13 protein-coding genes are annotated in these 14,539 nt (G+C 40.6%); 11 read left to right on the top strand and 2 right to left on the bottom strand.

The annotated features are described in order from the left end of the window. The first annotated feature begins 1 nt into the window (after nt 1). The 11 genes from D7D54_RS05540 to D7D54_RS05485 all read left to right on the top strand — a co-directional run bounded on the left by D7D54_RS05540 (nt 2) and on the right by D7D54_RS05485 (nt 12,021). Complete coding sequence (locus D7D54_RS05540) at nt 2-739, top strand: ABC transporter permease (RefSeq protein ID WP_120718994.1); 738 nt, start codon at nt 2-4, stop codon at nt 737-739. Then, the gene (locus D7D54_RS05535) at nt 739-1,836 is read left to right on the top strand and encodes a sensor histidine kinase (RefSeq protein WP_020901538.1); all 1,098 of its coding nucleotides are present in this window, start codon (nt 739-741) and stop codon (nt 1,834-1,836) included. The genes D7D54_RS05540 and D7D54_RS05535 overlap by 1 nt, the downstream gene beginning before the upstream one ends. A 1-nt stretch (nt 1,837) precedes the next feature. Continuing rightward, nucleotides 1,838-2,437 (top strand): response regulator transcription factor, encoded by a 600-nt coding sequence (locus D7D54_RS05530; protein WP_020901539.1) that lies wholly within the window; start codon nt 1,838-1,840, stop codon nt 2,435-2,437. Between the two features lie 314 nt (nt 2,438-2,751). Continuing rightward, complete coding sequence (rpsL, locus tag D7D54_RS05520) at nt 2,752-3,165, top strand: 30S ribosomal protein S12 (RefSeq protein ID WP_001142332.1); 414 nt, start codon at nt 2,752-2,754, stop codon at nt 3,163-3,165. A 19-nt stretch (nt 3,166-3,184) separates the two neighbouring features. Then, on the top strand, nt 3,185-3,655 hold the full coding sequence (rpsG, locus tag D7D54_RS05515; protein ID WP_000087873.1) for a 30S ribosomal protein S7: 471 nt from the start codon (nt 3,185-3,187) through the stop codon (nt 3,653-3,655). A gap of 279 nt (nt 3,656-3,934) precedes the next feature. Beyond that, entirely contained in the window at nt 3,935-6,016 is a 2,082-nt protein-coding gene (fusA, locus tag D7D54_RS05510) for an elongation factor G (RefSeq protein WP_000090357.1), read from the top strand. Nucleotides 6,017-6,338: 322 nt separating this feature from the next. Further along, entirely contained in the window at nt 6,339-8,039 is a 1,701-nt protein-coding gene (locus D7D54_RS05505) for an acetolactate synthase large subunit (protein WP_000411735.1), read from the top strand. Continuing rightward, entirely contained in the window at nt 8,032-8,508 is a 477-nt protein-coding gene (ilvN, locus tag D7D54_RS05500; protein ID WP_001253803.1) for an acetolactate synthase small subunit, read from the top strand. Before D7D54_RS05505 ends, ilvN begins: the two co-directional genes overlap by 8 nt. Before the next feature lie 66 nt (nt 8,509-8,574). Next, nucleotides 8,575-9,597 (top strand): ketol-acid reductoisomerase, encoded by a 1,023-nt coding sequence (gene ilvC / locus D7D54_RS05495; RefSeq protein ID WP_061589582.1) that lies wholly within the window; start codon nt 8,575-8,577, stop codon nt 9,595-9,597. A 113-nt stretch (nt 9,598-9,710) separates the two neighbouring features. Beyond that, entirely contained in the window at nt 9,711-10,961 is a 1,251-nt protein-coding gene (ilvA, locus tag D7D54_RS05490) for a threonine ammonia-lyase IlvA (protein ID WP_000952976.1), read from the top strand. 844 nt (nt 10,962-11,805) lie between these two features. Next, nucleotides 11,806-12,021: a capsule biosynthesis transcriptional regulator gene (locus tag D7D54_RS05485; RefSeq protein ID WP_001130035.1), complete on the top strand. Its 216-nt coding sequence runs from the start codon at nt 11,806-11,808 to the stop codon at nt 12,019-12,021. Between the two features lie 90 nt (nt 12,022-12,111). Here D7D54_RS05485 and D7D54_RS05480 read toward each other — a convergent pair whose 3' ends face one another. Both D7D54_RS05480 and D7D54_RS05475 read right to left on the bottom strand, forming a co-directional pair. Next, the gene (locus D7D54_RS05480; protein ID WP_049487447.1) at nt 12,112-12,852 is read right to left on the bottom strand and encodes an amino acid ABC transporter ATP-binding protein; all 741 of its coding nucleotides are present in this window, start codon (nt 12,850-12,852) and stop codon (nt 12,112-12,114) included. Then, entirely contained in the window at nt 12,852-14,417 is a 1,566-nt protein-coding gene (locus tag D7D54_RS05475) for an ABC transporter substrate-binding protein/permease (RefSeq protein ID WP_120718993.1), read from the bottom strand. Before D7D54_RS05475 ends, D7D54_RS05480 begins: the two co-directional genes overlap by 1 nt. Between the last annotated feature and the right edge of the window lie 122 nt (nt 14,418-14,539).

Here is a 14,539-nt window from a genome sequence, read left to right as displayed (position 1 = left end):
GATGAAACGATGGATAGCATTAAACAGGATAGAGTTCTTATTAACTAGACGACAATTAGTCTATTATCTATTGTCAGTAGGGATGCCGACCGCCTTCTATTTATTCTTTTCAGGCATGTACCAGGACACACCAGGTGGACCGGCTAATTTTATGCGCGACTACCTCATCTCCATGACGGCTTTTTCCATGATGTCGACAGCTATGTTTTCATTCCCAGCTGTTTTACATACAGATAAAATCAACAACTGGCAGAAAACATTGCGCCATACTCCGGTAAATATGGTAGAATATTATCTATCAAAGATAACAAGTATGATAGCTGATTATTTGGTCTCAATTCTGGTTGTTTTCACAGTTGGGCATTTTGTAAGAGGTGTGGACATGCCTCTAGGAAGCTGGGTTGGTGCTGCGCTCTTGCTGATAGTTGGAAGTGTAGCTTTTGTAGCCCTTGGTTTGGCCTTGACTCTCTTACCAACTAGTCAGTTGATGTCTGTCGTGGGCAATCTTCTTTATCTAGGATTGGCTGTTTTAGGCGGACTCTGGATGCCCATCTCTTTATTTCCAGACTGGATGCAAGCAATCGGGAAGTGTCTACCAACTTATCAGTTGATGGAGTTGCTCAAGACCTTCTTAAACGAGGGTAGCATCAATCTATCAGCCACAGTTTATCTACTTGTTTTTTCAGCAGTTTTGTTTGGTTTGACCATTTACCTTCAAGGTCATAAGGAGAATGCTTAATGCTTGAAAGACTGAAAAGCATACACTATATGTTTTGGGCCAGTTTGATTTTTATGATTTTCCCCATCCTACCTGTATTGATTGGGGAGCTTGCTGTCTGGCATTTATTGGTTGATATTCTATTTGTAGTGACGTATTTGGGTGTTTTAATAACTAAGAACCAGCGCCTATCTTGGCTTTTCTGGGGGATCATGCTGGTCTATGTAGCTGGGAATACCGCCTTTGTTGCTGTGAATTATATCTGGTTTTTCTTTTTCCTTTCCAATCTCTTAATTTATCATTTTGGCGTACGTAGTTTAAAGTCTTTACATGTCTGGACATTTCTCCTTGCTCAAGTCCTTGTTGTGGGGCGACTTTTGATTTTTCAGAGAATCGAAGTTGAGTTTCTAGTTTATCTGCTTGGAATTCTTACTTTTGTCGATTTGATGACTTTTGGCTTGGTTCGGATTCGAATTGTAGAGGATCTGAAAGAAGCGCAGGCCAAGCAAAATACCCAGATAAATCTATTGCTGGCAGAAAATGAGCGCAATCGTATCGGTCAGGATTTGCATGATAGCTTGGGCCATACCTTTGCTATGCTTAGTGTCAAGACAGATTTAGCCTTGCAGTTATTTCAAATGCAGGCTTATCCACAGGTGGAAAAGGAATTAAGAGAAATGCAGCAAATTAGCAAAGAATCAATGCGTGAAGTACGAACCATTGTAGAAAATCTTAAATCTAGAACTTTGACATCCGAACTAGAGACGGTGAAAAAGATGTTAGAAATTGCTGGAATTGAGGTTGAAGTAGCTAATCAACTAGATACAGCTAGCCTAACTCAGAAATTGGAGTCAACGGCTTCCATGATTTTGCTTGAGTTAGTGACCAATATCATTAAGCATGCTAAAGCGTCTAAAGCTTACTTAAGATTAGAACGGACAGAGAAGGAACTCATTTTAACAGTAAGTGATGATGGCTGTGGTTTCGCTTTTATAAAAGGAGATGAGCTCCATACAGTTCGAGATCGTGTTCTTCCATTTTCAGGAGAAGTAAGAGTAATCAGTCAGAAACAACCAACGGAAGTGCAAGTTCGACTACCTTATAAGGAGAGAAACTAAGATGAAACTACTTGTTGCAGAAGATCAAAGTATGTTACGAGATGCCATGTGCCAGTTGCTTGCCTTTCAAGCCGATGTAGAGTCTGTCTTACAAGCCAAGAATGGACAAGAAGCAATCCAACTCTTAGAAAAAGAGTCCGTAGATATCGCCATTCTTGATGTAGAGATGCCTGTTAAGACAGGTCTTGAAGTGCTGGAGTGGATACGATCAGAAAAGCTAGAAACAAAGGTGGTTGTGGTAACGACCTTCAAGCGCCCAGGTTATTTTGAACGTGCGGTCAAGGCTGGAGTAGATGCGTATGTCTTGAAAGAAAGAAGAATTGCAGACCTCATGCAAACTTTGCATACTGTCCTCGAAGGACGCAAGGAGTATTCGCCTGAATTGATGGAAGTAGTTATGACCCATCCCAATCCATTAACAGAGCAAGAAATCGCCGTTTTAAAGGGAATTGCTCAAGGCTTGTCTAACCAAGAAATTGCAGATCAACTTTATTTATCAAACGGAACCGTCCGAAACTATGTCACCAATATTCTTTCTAAACTAGATGCTGGTAATCGAACAGAGGCAGCTAATATCGCGAAAGAATCTGGTTGGTTGTGATACTATCATATCTCGAAAACCATTATGTGCTAAAATTGATGGGATTGAATGGAACAATACTAACTTTAGGAGGGTGGGATTCCTCCTTTTTCTTTTTTGGGGGAGCACTACAAAAGAGCTAAAATTAAGAATGAAAAAGAAAAATATCTTGACAACCAATAGAAAATTTTGATACAATAATAGACGGTACTTTTTACTTTTGGTCTCTCAAGAGTGTACAGGGACGTGCTGACAAATGTTGCAAAAGTACACACAGATGATAGCTGTCACCAAGTGTATCATCACCAAAAATAAAAAAACACAGGAGAATGTAGATGCCTACAATTAACCAATTGGTTCGCAAACCGCGTAAATCAAAAGTAGAAAAATCTAAATCACCAGCTTTGAACGTTGGTTACAACAGTCATAAAAAAGTTCAAACAAACGTTTCTTCACCACAAAAACGTGGTGTTGCAACTCGTGTTGGAACAATGACACCTAAAAAACCTAACTCAGCCCTTCGTAAATTCGCTCGTGTACGTTTGAGCAACCTTATCGAAGTTACTGCCTACATCCCAGGTATCGGACACAACTTGCAAGAGCACAGCGTGGTGCTTCTTCGCGGTGGACGTGTAAAAGACCTTCCAGGGGTACGTTACCATATCGTCCGTGGTGCACTTGATACTGCAGGTGTTAACGATCGTAAACAAGGCCGTTCTAAATACGGTACTAAACGTCCAAAAGCATAAGGAAAGGGGATAAAGAGAAATGAGTCGTAAAAATAGAGCTCCAAAACGTGACGTATTGCCAGATCCGCTTTACAATTCACAATTAGTTACTCGTCTTATCAACCGCGTTATGCTTGACGGTAAACGTGGTACAGCTGCTTCAATCGTTTACGGTGCTTTTGAGCAAATCAAAGAAGCTACTGGCAACGATGCACTTGAAGTATTTGAAACAGCTATGGAAAACATCATGCCTGTACTTGAAGTACGTGCACGTCGTGTTGGTGGTTCTAACTACCAAGTCCCAGTTGAAGTTCGTCCAGAACGTCGTACAACACTTGGACTTCGTTGGTTGGTAACAATCGCTCGTCTTCGTGGTGAACACACAATGCAAGACCGTCTTGCAAAAGAAATCTTGGATGCTGCTAACAACACTGGTGCAGCTGTTAAGAAACGTGAAGACACTCACCGTATGGCTGAAGCTAACCGTGCATTCGCACACTTCCGTTGGTAAAATCATGATGCTAGGAACGGTAAGGATGCAAGGTGAATATAGGAAACTGACGCAGTATTCGACGAATACAAGGAAGTTTATCTTTTTCACACAGCATCCCGTTCCGGCTCAAATCGGCTAATTAACTTTAGCCCGAGTTCAACTCAACTTACCATCTCGTAAGTTGAAACCAACAATAGCATGAAAACATTGAGAACGGGTAGGTCCTGCCTATCCGTTTTTATTAAAATCGTGTTATAATAGAATAGAAATCAAAAATAAATAGGAGAAACAAACCTCATGGCACGCGAATTTTCACTTGAAAAAACTCGTAATATCGGTATCATGGCTCACGTCGATGCTGGTAAAACAACAACTACTGAGCGTATTCTTTACTACACTGGTAAAATCCACAAAATCGGTGAAACTCACGAAGGTGCGTCACAAATGGACTGGATGGAGCAAGAGCAAGAGCGTGGTATCACTATCACATCTGCTGCGACAACAGCTCAATGGAACAACCACCGCGTAAACATCATCGACACACCAGGACACGTGGACTTCACAATCGAAGTACAACGTTCTCTTCGTGTATTGGATGGTGCGGTTACCGTTCTTGACTCACAATCAGGTGTTGAGCCTCAAACTGAAACAGTTTGGCGTCAAGCAACTGAGTATGGAGTTCCACGTATCGTATTTGCCAACAAAATGGACAAAATCGGTGCTGACTTCCTTTACTCTGTAAGCACACTTCACGATCGTCTTCAAGCAAACGCACACCCAATCCAATTGCCAATCGGTTCTGAAGATGACTTCCGTGGTATCATCGACTTGATAAAGATGAAAGCTGAAATCTATACTAACGACCTTGGTACAGATATCCTTGAAGAAGATATTCCAGCTGAATACCTTGACCAAGCTCAAGAGTACCGTGAAAAATTGGTTGAAGCAGTTGCTGAAACTGACGAAGAATTGATGATGAAATACCTCGAAGGTGAAGAAATCACTAACGAAGAATTGAAAGCTGGTATCCGTAAAGCGACTATCAACGTTGAATTCTTCCCAGTATTGTGTGGTTCAGCCTTCAAGAACAAAGGTGTTCAATTGATGCTTGATGCGGTTATTGACTACCTTCCAAGCCCACTTGATATCCCAGCAATCAAAGGTATTAACCCAGATACAGACGAAGAAGAAACTCGTCCAGCATCTGACGAAGAGCCATTTGCAGCTCTTGCCTTCAAGATCATGACTGACCCATTCGTAGGTCGTTTGACATTCTTCCGTGTTTACTCAGGTGTTCTTCAATCAGGTTCTTACGTATTGAACACTTCTAAAGGTAAACGTGAGCGTATCGGACGTATCCTTCAAATGCACGCTAACAGCCGTCAAGAAATTGACACTGTTTACTCAGGTGATATTGCTGCTGCTGTTGGTTTGAAAGATACTACAACTGGTGACTCATTGACAGATGAAAAAGCTAAAATCATCCTTGAGTCAATCAACGTACCAGAACCAGTTATCCAATTGATGGTTGAGCCTAAATCTAAAGCTGACCAAGACAAGATGGGTATCGCTCTTCAAAAATTGGCTGAAGAAGATCCAACATTCCGCGTTGAAACAAACGTTGAAACTGGTGAAACAGTTATCTCAGGTATGGGTGAGCTTCACCTTGACGTCCTTGTTGACCGTATGCGTCGTGAGTTCAAAGTTGAAGCGAACGTAGGTGCTCCTCAAGTATCTTACCGTGAAACATTCCGCGCTTCTACTCAAGCACGTGGATTCTTCAAACGTCAGTCTGGTGGTAAAGGTCAATTCGGTGATGTATGGATTGAATTTACTCCAAACGAAGAAGGTAAAGGATTCGAATTCGAAAACGCAATCGTCGGTGGTGTGGTTCCTCGTGAATTTATCCCAGCGGTTGAAAAAGGTTTGGTAGAATCTATGGCTAACGGTGTTCTTGCAGGTTATCCAATGGTTGACGTTAAAGCTAAGCTTTACGATGGTTCATACCACGATGTCGACTCATCTGAAACTGCCTTCAAGATCGCGGCTTCACTTGCCCTTAAAGAAGCTGCTAAATCAGCACAACCAGCTATCCTTGAGCCAATGATGCTTGTAACAATCACTGTTCCAGAAGAAAACCTTGGTGATGTTATGGGTCACGTAACTGCTCGTCGTGGACGTGTAGATGGTATGGAAGCACACGGTAACAGCCAAATCGTTCGTGCTTATGTTCCACTTGCTGAAATGTTCGGTTACGCAACAGTTCTTCGTTCTGCATCTCAAGGACGTGGTACATTCATGATGGTATTTGACCACTACGAAGATGTACCTAAGTCAGTTCAAGAAGAAATCATTAAGAAAAACAAAGGTGAAGACTAATCAGTCCTCCCTCTAGAAGGAAGTCACTTAGTGGCTTCCTTTTTTGTAACGTTACGACAAATTTTATACATTCTGAAAATATGACTTAAAGAACTTTCATATAACATAAGTTGAAGTAATTTGCGAAGGAAATTTACAACATAAATGATAATAAGTTGCTAAAGAATATAAATTACCTTTTAAAACTTATAAAAAATAGAATATTATTCATAAATAAACGTTAAAATAGAAAATTCAGAAAATTTCTTCTTTTCTCTTGAAAAATTTTGAAAAAATGGTATGATAGTAACAAGTTATTTTTAAGAGAAGAGAAAGGGGAACAATGGAGAAAATCAGTTTAGAATCTCCTAAGACGGGGTCGGACCTAGTTTTGGAAACACTTCGTGATTTAGGAATTGATACCATCTTTGGTTATCCTGGTGGTGCGGTCTTGCCTTTTTATGATGCGATATATAATTTTAAAGGCATTCGCCACATTCTAGGGCGCCATGAGCAAGGTTGTTTGCATGAAGCTGAAGGTTATGCCAAATCAACTGGAAAGTTGGGTGTTGCCGTCGTCACTAGTGGACCGGGAGCAACAAATGCCATTACAGGGATTGCAGATGCCATGAGCGATAGTGTTCCCCTTTTGGTCTTTACAGGTCAGGTAGCGAGAGCAGGGATTGGGAAAGATGCCTTTCAGGAGGCAGACATTGTGGGAATTACCATGCCAATCACTAAGTACAATTACCAAGTTCGTGAGACAGCTGATATCCCTCGAATCATTACGGAAGCTGTCCATATCGCAACTACAGGTCGACCGGGGCCAGTTGTAATTGACCTACCTAAAGACGTATCTGCTTTGGAAACAGACTTCATCTATTCACCAGAAGTAAATTTGCCAAGCTATCAGCCAACTCTTGAACCAAATGATATGCAAATCAAGAAAATCTTGAAGCAATTATCTAAGGCTAAAAAGCCAGTCTTGCTGGCTGGTGGTGGGATTAGCTACGCTGAGGCTGCAGCAGAATTAAATGAGTTTGCAGAACGCTATCAAATTCCAGTGGTAACCAGCCTTTTGGGGCAAGGAACGATAGCAACGAGTCATCCACTCTTCCTTGGAATGGGAGGGATGCACGGGTCGTTCGCAGCAAATATTGCCATGACGGAAGCTGATTTTATGATCAGTATTGGTTGCCGTTTTGATGACCGCTTGACGGGGAATCCAAAGACTTTTGCTAAGAATGCTAAGGTTGCCCACATTGATATTGATCCAGCCGAGATTGGCAAGATTATCAGTGCTGATATTCCAGTAGTTGGAGATGCTAAAAAAGCCTTGCAAATGTTGCTGGCCGAACCAACAGTTCATAACAATACTGAAAAATGGATTGAAAAAGTCACTAAAGACAAGAACCGTGTTCGTTCTTATGATAAGAAAGAGCGTGTGGTCCAACCGCAAGCTGTTATTGAACGAATTGGTGAATTGACCAACGGGGATGCCATTGTGGTCACAGACGTTGGTCAACACCAAATGTGGACAGCCCAGTATTATCCTTACCAAAATGAGCGTCAGTTAGTGACTTCAGGCGGTTTGGGAACCATGGGATTCGGAATTCCAGCAGCAATCGGTGCTAAAATTGCCAACCCGGATAAGGAAGTAGTCTTGTTTGTTGGGGATGGTGGTTTCCAAATGACCAACCAGGAATTGGCTATTTTGAACATTTACAAGGTACCAATCAAGGTGGTCATGCTGAACAACCACTCACTTGGAATGGTTCGCCAGTGGCAGGAATCCTTCTATGAAGGTAGAACGTCAGAGTCAGTCTTTGACACCCTTCCTGATTTCCAATTGATGGCACAGGCTTATGGCATTAAAAACTATAAGTTTGACAATCCTGAGACCTTGGCTCAAGACCTAGAAGTCATCACTGAGGATGTTCCTATGCTGATTGAGGTAGATATTTCTCGTAAGGAACAGGTGTTACCAATGGTGCCAGCTGGTAAGAGTAATCATGAGATGTTGGGGGTGAAGTTCCATGCGTAGAATGTTAACAGCAAAACTACAAAATCGTTCAGGAGTCCTCAATCGCTTTACCGGTGTCCTGTCTCGTCGTCAGGTCAATATCGAAAGCATCTCTGTGGGAGCAACAGAAGATCCGAATGTATCGCGTATCACTATTATTATTGATGTAGCTTCACATGATGAAGTGGAGCAAATCATCAAGCAACTCAATCGTCAGATTGACGTGATTCGCATTCGTGATATTACGGATAAACCACACTTGGAGCGCGAGGTGATTTTGGTTAAGATGTCAGCGCCAGCTGAGAAGCGAGCTGAGATTCTAGCCATTATTCAACCTTTCCGTGCAACGGTGGTAGACGTAGCACCAAGCTCAATTACCATTCAAATGACAGGAAATGCTGAAAAGAGTGAAGCTCTATTGCGAGTCATTCGACCATACGGTATTCGCAATATTGCTCGAACGGGTGCAACTGGATTTACCCGCGACTAAAAATCCAACTTAAATTTGTTAAACCAGCCTAAAAGGCAATAAATAATAGAAAAGAGAGAAAAAACTATGGCAGTTCAAATGGAATACGAAAAAGATGTCAAAGTAGCAGCACTTGACGGTAAAAAAATCGCCGTTATTGGTTATGGTTCGCAAGGGCATGCGCATGCTCAAAACTTGCGTGATTCAGGTCGTGATGTCATTATCGGTGTACGTCCAGGTAAATCTTTTGACAAAGCAAAAGAAGATGGATTTGACACTTACACAGTAGCAGAAGCAACTAAATTGGCTGACGTTATCATGATTTTGGCACCAGACGAAATCCAACAAGAATTGTACGAAGCAGAAATCGCTCCAAACTTGGAAGCTGGAAACGCAGTTGGATTTGCTCATGGTTTTAACATCCACTTTGAATTTATCAAAGTCCCTGCAGAGGTAGATGTCTTCATGTGTGCTCCTAAAGGACCAGGACACTTGGTACGTCGTACTTATGAAGAAGGATTTGGTGTGCCAGCTCTTTACGCAGTTTATCAAGATGCAACAGGAAATGCTAAAAACATTGCTATGGACTGGTGTAAAGGTGTTGGGGCAGCTCGTGTAGGTCTTCTTGAAACAACTTACAAAGAAGAAACTGAAGAAGATTTGTTTGGTGAACAAGCTGTACTTTGTGGTGGTTTGACTGCCCTTATCGAAGCAGGTTTTGAAGTCTTGACAGAAGCAGGTTACGCTCCAGAATTGGCTTACTTTGAAGTTCTTCACGAAATGAAATTGATCGTTGACTTGATCTACGAAGGTGGATTCAAGAAAATGCGTCAATCTATTTCAAACACTGCTGAATACGGTGACTATGTATCAGGTCCACGTGTAATCACTGAACAAGTTAAAGAAAACATGAAAGCTGTCTTGGCAGACATCCAAAATGGTAAATTTGCAAATGACTTTGTAAATGACTATAAAGCTGGACGTCCAAAATTGACTGCTTACCGTGAACAAGCAGCTAACCTTGAAATTGAAAAAGTTGGTGCAGAATTGCGTAAAGCAATGCCATTTGTTGGTAAAAATGACGATGATGCATTCAAAATCTATAACTAATTGATAGAAATTAAGGTGAAGGCGAGTTGGGGGACTAACTCGCTTTTATAATCAATTCATCTCTCTTTTTAGAGGATGAATTGTGATAGTATGAAATAGTCTAGGAGAAAAAGATGTTAAGTTCAAAAGATATCATCAAGGCTCATAAGGTCTTGAATGGTGTGGTTGTGAATACACCGCTTGATTATGACCATTATTTATCGGAGAAGTATGGTGCTAAGATTTATTTGAAAAAGGAAAATGCCCAACGTGTTCGTTCATTTAAAATTCGTGGTGCCTATTATGCCATTTCTCAGCTCAGCAAGGAAGAGCGTGAGCGTGGGGTAGTCTGTGCCTCTGCGGGAAATCATGCGCAGGGAGTTGCTTATACTTGTAATGAGATGAAAATTCCTGCTACTATTTTTATGCCCATTACGACTCCGCAACAAAAAATTGGGCAGGTTCGCTTTTTTGGTGGGGACTTCGTAACCATTAAACTAGTTGGAGATACCTTTGATGCCTCAGCCAAAGCAGCTCAAGAATTTACAGTTTCTGAAAATCGTACCTTTATTGATCCTTTTGATGATGCTCATGTTCAGGCAGGTCAAGGAACAGTTGCTTATGAGATTCTAGAAGAAGCTCGAAAAGAATCGATTGATTTTGATGCTGTCTTGGTTCCTGTTGGTGGTGGCGGTCTCATTGCTGGGGTTTCTACCTATATCAAGGAAACAAGTCCAGAAATTGAAGTCATTGGGGTAGAGGCTAATGGAGCGCGTTCCATGAAGGCTGCCTTTGAAGCTGGTGGACCTGTTAAGCTCAAGGAAATTGACAAATTTGCGGATGGGATTGCTGTACAAAAGGTAGGTCAATTGACCTATGAAGCAACTCGTCAACATGTTCAAACTTTGGTAGGTGTTGATGAGGGATTGATTTCTGAAACCTTGATTGACCTCTATTCTAAGCAAGGGATTGTTGCAGAACCTGCTGGAGCGGCTAGTATCGCCTCTCTAGAGGTGTTGGCTGAATATATCAAGGGGAAAACCATTTGTTGTATCATTTCTGGAGGAAATAATGATATCAACCGTATGCCAGAAATGGAAGAACGTGCCTTGATTTATGATGGGATCAAGCATTACTTTGTGGTCAATTTTCCACAGCGTCCAGGGGCTTTGCGTGAGTTTGTAAATGATATCCTAGGACCAAATGATGATATCACACGATTTGAGTATATCAAACGAGCTAGCAAGGGGACAGGGCCTGTATTGATTGGAATCGCTTTGGCAGATAAGCATGATTATGCAGGCTTGATTCGTCGAATGGAAGGTTTTGATCCATCTTATATTAACTTAAATGGTAATGAAACGCTCTATAATATGCTTGTCTGAGGACTAATAAAAAAATATCATATTATTTGCACAACTGATGTATAGGTGCTATAATGAGAGTGAGGAAAGGGGGCGATTCCTATGGACTTAGGAAATCGATTACGCTATTTCTATCACAAGTCATTATAGTACCTATTATTTTTTGATTGGGTTTATAGTAAGGGAGTAAAATTACTTGTTATATATAAGGAGTATTTTTAGAATCCACTATTTTATATATGTCTAATCTGAAATTTGGTTAAATATAATAGGAATTAGAAAAAATAATCAATACTAATGAGAAGCTTTATACTGAGTTAACTGAGAAGAGTGATAAGATACTAAGAAGATAAAAACAGTGGAAGATGTTGGAAGATAAGATACTATGGTTTCCTAACTACTCATCTTTTTATAGGTTTGAAGAAATAAAAAGGAATATTGATAAAGTAAATAAATAGTACCAGTTGAGCAAGTGAAAAGTGCTTATAAAGGCAGGAAGAATATCAAAGAAGGAGAAGAGAAATAATAGTTAGTAATAGTGTGGAGAGAAAGTCTTCTGCTATTAGAAATATCATTTTAAAGTTAGGTAAATAGAATAAAGTTGAAGATAAAACCTGTCTAATCTATCAAGAATTGGTATTTGTAAAGTATGAATATTTTTACAAATAAAAGAGTTAATAATACAATTATTTTAAAGGTGTTTACTAATGGTTTATAGTAATTAAAAACCTATATATTATCGGCTTTAATAAGATAGTAACAGAAAAATAAATCATTAATTTTATTGAATATATGTTTTTTTATTGACAAAAGGCATAAAAACGTATACGATTAAATATCGTAAAGAAGAAAATAGGAGAAGGACATGGCTAAGTCAAACTTTGAAAAAGTAGAATCAGTTGTTGGCTGGGTTCGTGATAAGAAGATCACAGGCTACCGTATCTCTAAAGAAACGAATGCGCGTGAAATGTCTATCATTGCTCTAGCGCAGGGGCGTGCAAAAGTAAAAAATATTTCGTTTGAAACAGCTCTAGGTTTAATTGATTTCTATGATAAAAATCATGAAAAATTTGAAGATTAATCTTTGGATAATGGCGGATTCTTGAATAAGGTCTGCCTTTTCATTTTTTGGCTAGTAAAAAGACTGCACGGTTGATGCAGCCTTTTCTTTTTATTTGAGATAACGTTGAAGGAATTCTTTTGTACGCTCTTCTTTAGGATTGGTGAAGAGGTCTTCTGGTTTGCCTTCTTCAGCAATCACGCCCTTATCCATAAAGATAACACGGTGAGAGACATCACGGGCAAATTCCATCTCGTGGGTTACAACAATCATAGTCAAGCCTTCCTGAGCTAAATCCTGCATGATTTTGAGGACTTCTCCAACCATTTCTGGATCGAGAGCTGATGTTGGTTCATCAAAGAGAATAGCGTCAGGATTCATTGAAAGGGCACGAGCGATGGCCACACGTTGTTTTTGACCACCTGAGAGTTGTTTTGGCTTGGCTTGCCAGTAGCGTTCTCCCATGCCGACTTTTTCTAGGTTTTCTTTGGCAATCTTTTCAGCTTCTGCACGTTCGCGTTTAAGGACAGTTGTCTGAGCGACAATTGTGTTTTCAAGAACGTTGAGATTTTCAAAGAGGTTAAAGGATTGGAACACCATCCCCAACTTTTCACGGTATTGTGTGAGGTCATAACCTTTTTCGAGGACGTTTTGTCCATGATAAAGGATTTGTCCATCAGTTGGCGTTTCAAGTAGGTTAATGGAGCGTAGGAAGGTTGATTTCCCGCTTCCAGAGCTTCCGATGATAGAGATGACCTCTCCCTTGTGGACAGTGAGAGAAATGTCTTTTAACACTTCGTTTTGGCCATAGGATTTTTTGAGGTGTTTAATTTCAAGGATTGCTTGTGTCATTATTTCAAATCCTCCGTTTGCATTTGGTTAGCACCTGTAGTATAGGTATCCATGTCCATGCGGCGTTCGATGAAGCGTAGGATACGTGTTACTGTGAAGGTGAGGACAAAGTAAATCACGGCGATGATTGTAAATGTCTGGAAGTATTGATAAGTTTGAGTTGCCACGGTATTTCCAGAGAAATAAAGTTCGACAACAGAGATAACGTTCAATACAGATGTATCTTTGATATTGATGACAAATTCGTTACCAGTTGCTGGTAGGATGTTACGGACTACCTGAGGTAGGACAATCTTACGCATGGTTTGGTTATGAGTCATACCAAGAGCGGTCGCTGCTTCAAATTGTCCCTTGTCAACTGCTAGGATACCGCCACGGACGATTTCAGTCATGTAGGCACCGGTGTTGATTGAAACGATGAAGATAGCGGCCAGTGTACGGTCAAGGTTGATACCGAAAGCTTGGGCAGTTCCATAGTAGATAACCATTGATTGAACAATCATAGGTGTACCACGGAAAATTTCGATATAGACATTGAGAATCCAGCCGACTAGTTTTTGTAGGCCATAAATGGCTTTGTTTTCAGATAGAGGAGCTGTACGGAAGACACCAATGGCAAGACCGATAATGAGACCTATGATGGTTCCGACGATAGAGATTAAAAGAGTGATACCAGCACCACGCAAGAGTTGTTGCCAGTTTTCAGAAAGAATTTTAGCGACTTGGCTAAAGAAACTACTGCTAGTCTCTTCAGTTGTTGTAGCTTCGGCAGGCTGTTCCTTGATCATACGATCCATTAGGGCAACTTGCTCATCTTTTGAAATAGTTTCAATGCTGGCATTGATCTGGCTAATACGATTGTCATCTTTACGAAGTCCAATGGCAATAGCTGTATCTTCTTCTCCAGTTTTGAAACCTGGTTCTACTTGAACCATTTTAAACTTAGAGTTCGCAGCTTCGGCAGTCAGTGCTTCTGGGCGTTCAGAAACATAGGCATCGATGACACCAGCCTCAAGAGCTTGGCGCATTTGAGCGAAGTCTCCCATGGCAGTTTCTTTTTTAGCGCCTGAGATTTGTGAGATCAAGTCGTAGAGGTAGACACCTTGTTGAGAAGTGATTTTTGCACCATTAAAGTCATCCAAAGATTTGGCATTTGCATAGGCAGAATCTTTTTTAACTAGTAGAACTGGTTCGCTAGTGTAGTAGCTGCTTGAAAAGGCAATTTCTTGTTTACGCTCGGCAGTAGGACTCATACCTGCGATAATCATGTCAATTTTACCAGAAGTAAGGGCAGGGACTAGACCTTCCCACTTGGTTTTAACAACCAAAGGTTCTTTACCTAAGTCCTTAGCGATTTTCTTGGCGATTTGAACATCGTATCCGTTAGCATACTGGTTAGTCCCATCGATTTTGACAGCCCCATTGCTATCATCATCCTGAGTCCAGTTAAAGGGGGCATATGCCGCTTCCATACCGATGCGTAAATATTCATCAGCTTGAGCAACATTGACAAGTCCCAGCATCAGCAAGAGACTTGTGAAAATAGATAAGTATATTTTTCTCATGATTTCTCCTATTTCTAATCTATTAAAAAATAACTGTCTCCTATTTTATCGAAAAAAACTCTATTTTTCAATATAGGTAAGCCCTTACTTGAGAAAAAATGATATAATGATAGCAAAGATAA

The organism is Streptococcus chosunensis (genome assembly GCF_003626515.1).
In the GTDB taxonomy this organism is placed as follows: Bacteria; Bacillota; Bacilli; order Lactobacillales; family Streptococcaceae; genus Streptococcus; species Streptococcus chosunensis.
Note: the sequence above shows the minus strand (reverse complement) of the source record. Positions and strands in the feature narration are given on the sequence as shown.

Coding starts and splice junctions, on each gene's coding strand:
- D7D54_RS05540 (WP_120718994.1), top strand. CDS start 2: ATGAAACGATGGATAGCATTAAACAGGATAGAGTTCTTATTAACTAGA.
- D7D54_RS05535 (WP_020901538.1), top strand. CDS start 739: ATGCTTGAAAGACTGAAAAGCATACACTATATGTTTTGGGCCAGTTTG.
- D7D54_RS05530 (WP_020901539.1), top strand. CDS start 1,838: ATGAAACTACTTGTTGCAGAAGATCAAAGTATGTTACGAGATGCCATG.
- rpsL (WP_001142332.1), top strand. CDS start 2,752: ATGCCTACAATTAACCAATTGGTTCGCAAACCGCGTAAATCAAAAGTA.
- rpsG (WP_000087873.1), top strand. CDS start 3,185: ATGAGTCGTAAAAATAGAGCTCCAAAACGTGACGTATTGCCAGATCCG.
- fusA (WP_000090357.1), top strand. CDS start 3,935: ATGGCACGCGAATTTTCACTTGAAAAAACTCGTAATATCGGTATCATG.
- D7D54_RS05505 (WP_000411735.1), top strand. CDS start 6,339: ATGGAGAAAATCAGTTTAGAATCTCCTAAGACGGGGTCGGACCTAGTT.
- ilvN (WP_001253803.1), top strand. CDS start 8,032: ATGCGTAGAATGTTAACAGCAAAACTACAAAATCGTTCAGGAGTCCTC.
- ilvC (WP_061589582.1), top strand. CDS start 8,575: ATGGCAGTTCAAATGGAATACGAAAAAGATGTCAAAGTAGCAGCACTT.
- ilvA (WP_000952976.1), top strand. CDS start 9,711: ATGTTAAGTTCAAAAGATATCATCAAGGCTCATAAGGTCTTGAATGGT.
- D7D54_RS05485 (WP_001130035.1), top strand. CDS start 11,806: ATGGCTAAGTCAAACTTTGAAAAAGTAGAATCAGTTGTTGGCTGGGTT.
- D7D54_RS05480 (WP_049487447.1), bottom strand. CDS start 12,852: ATGACACAAGCAATCCTTGAAATTAAACACCTCAAAAAATCCTATGGC.
- D7D54_RS05475 (WP_120718993.1), bottom strand. CDS start 14,417: ATGAGAAAAATATACTTATCTATTTTCACAAGTCTCTTGCTGATGCTG.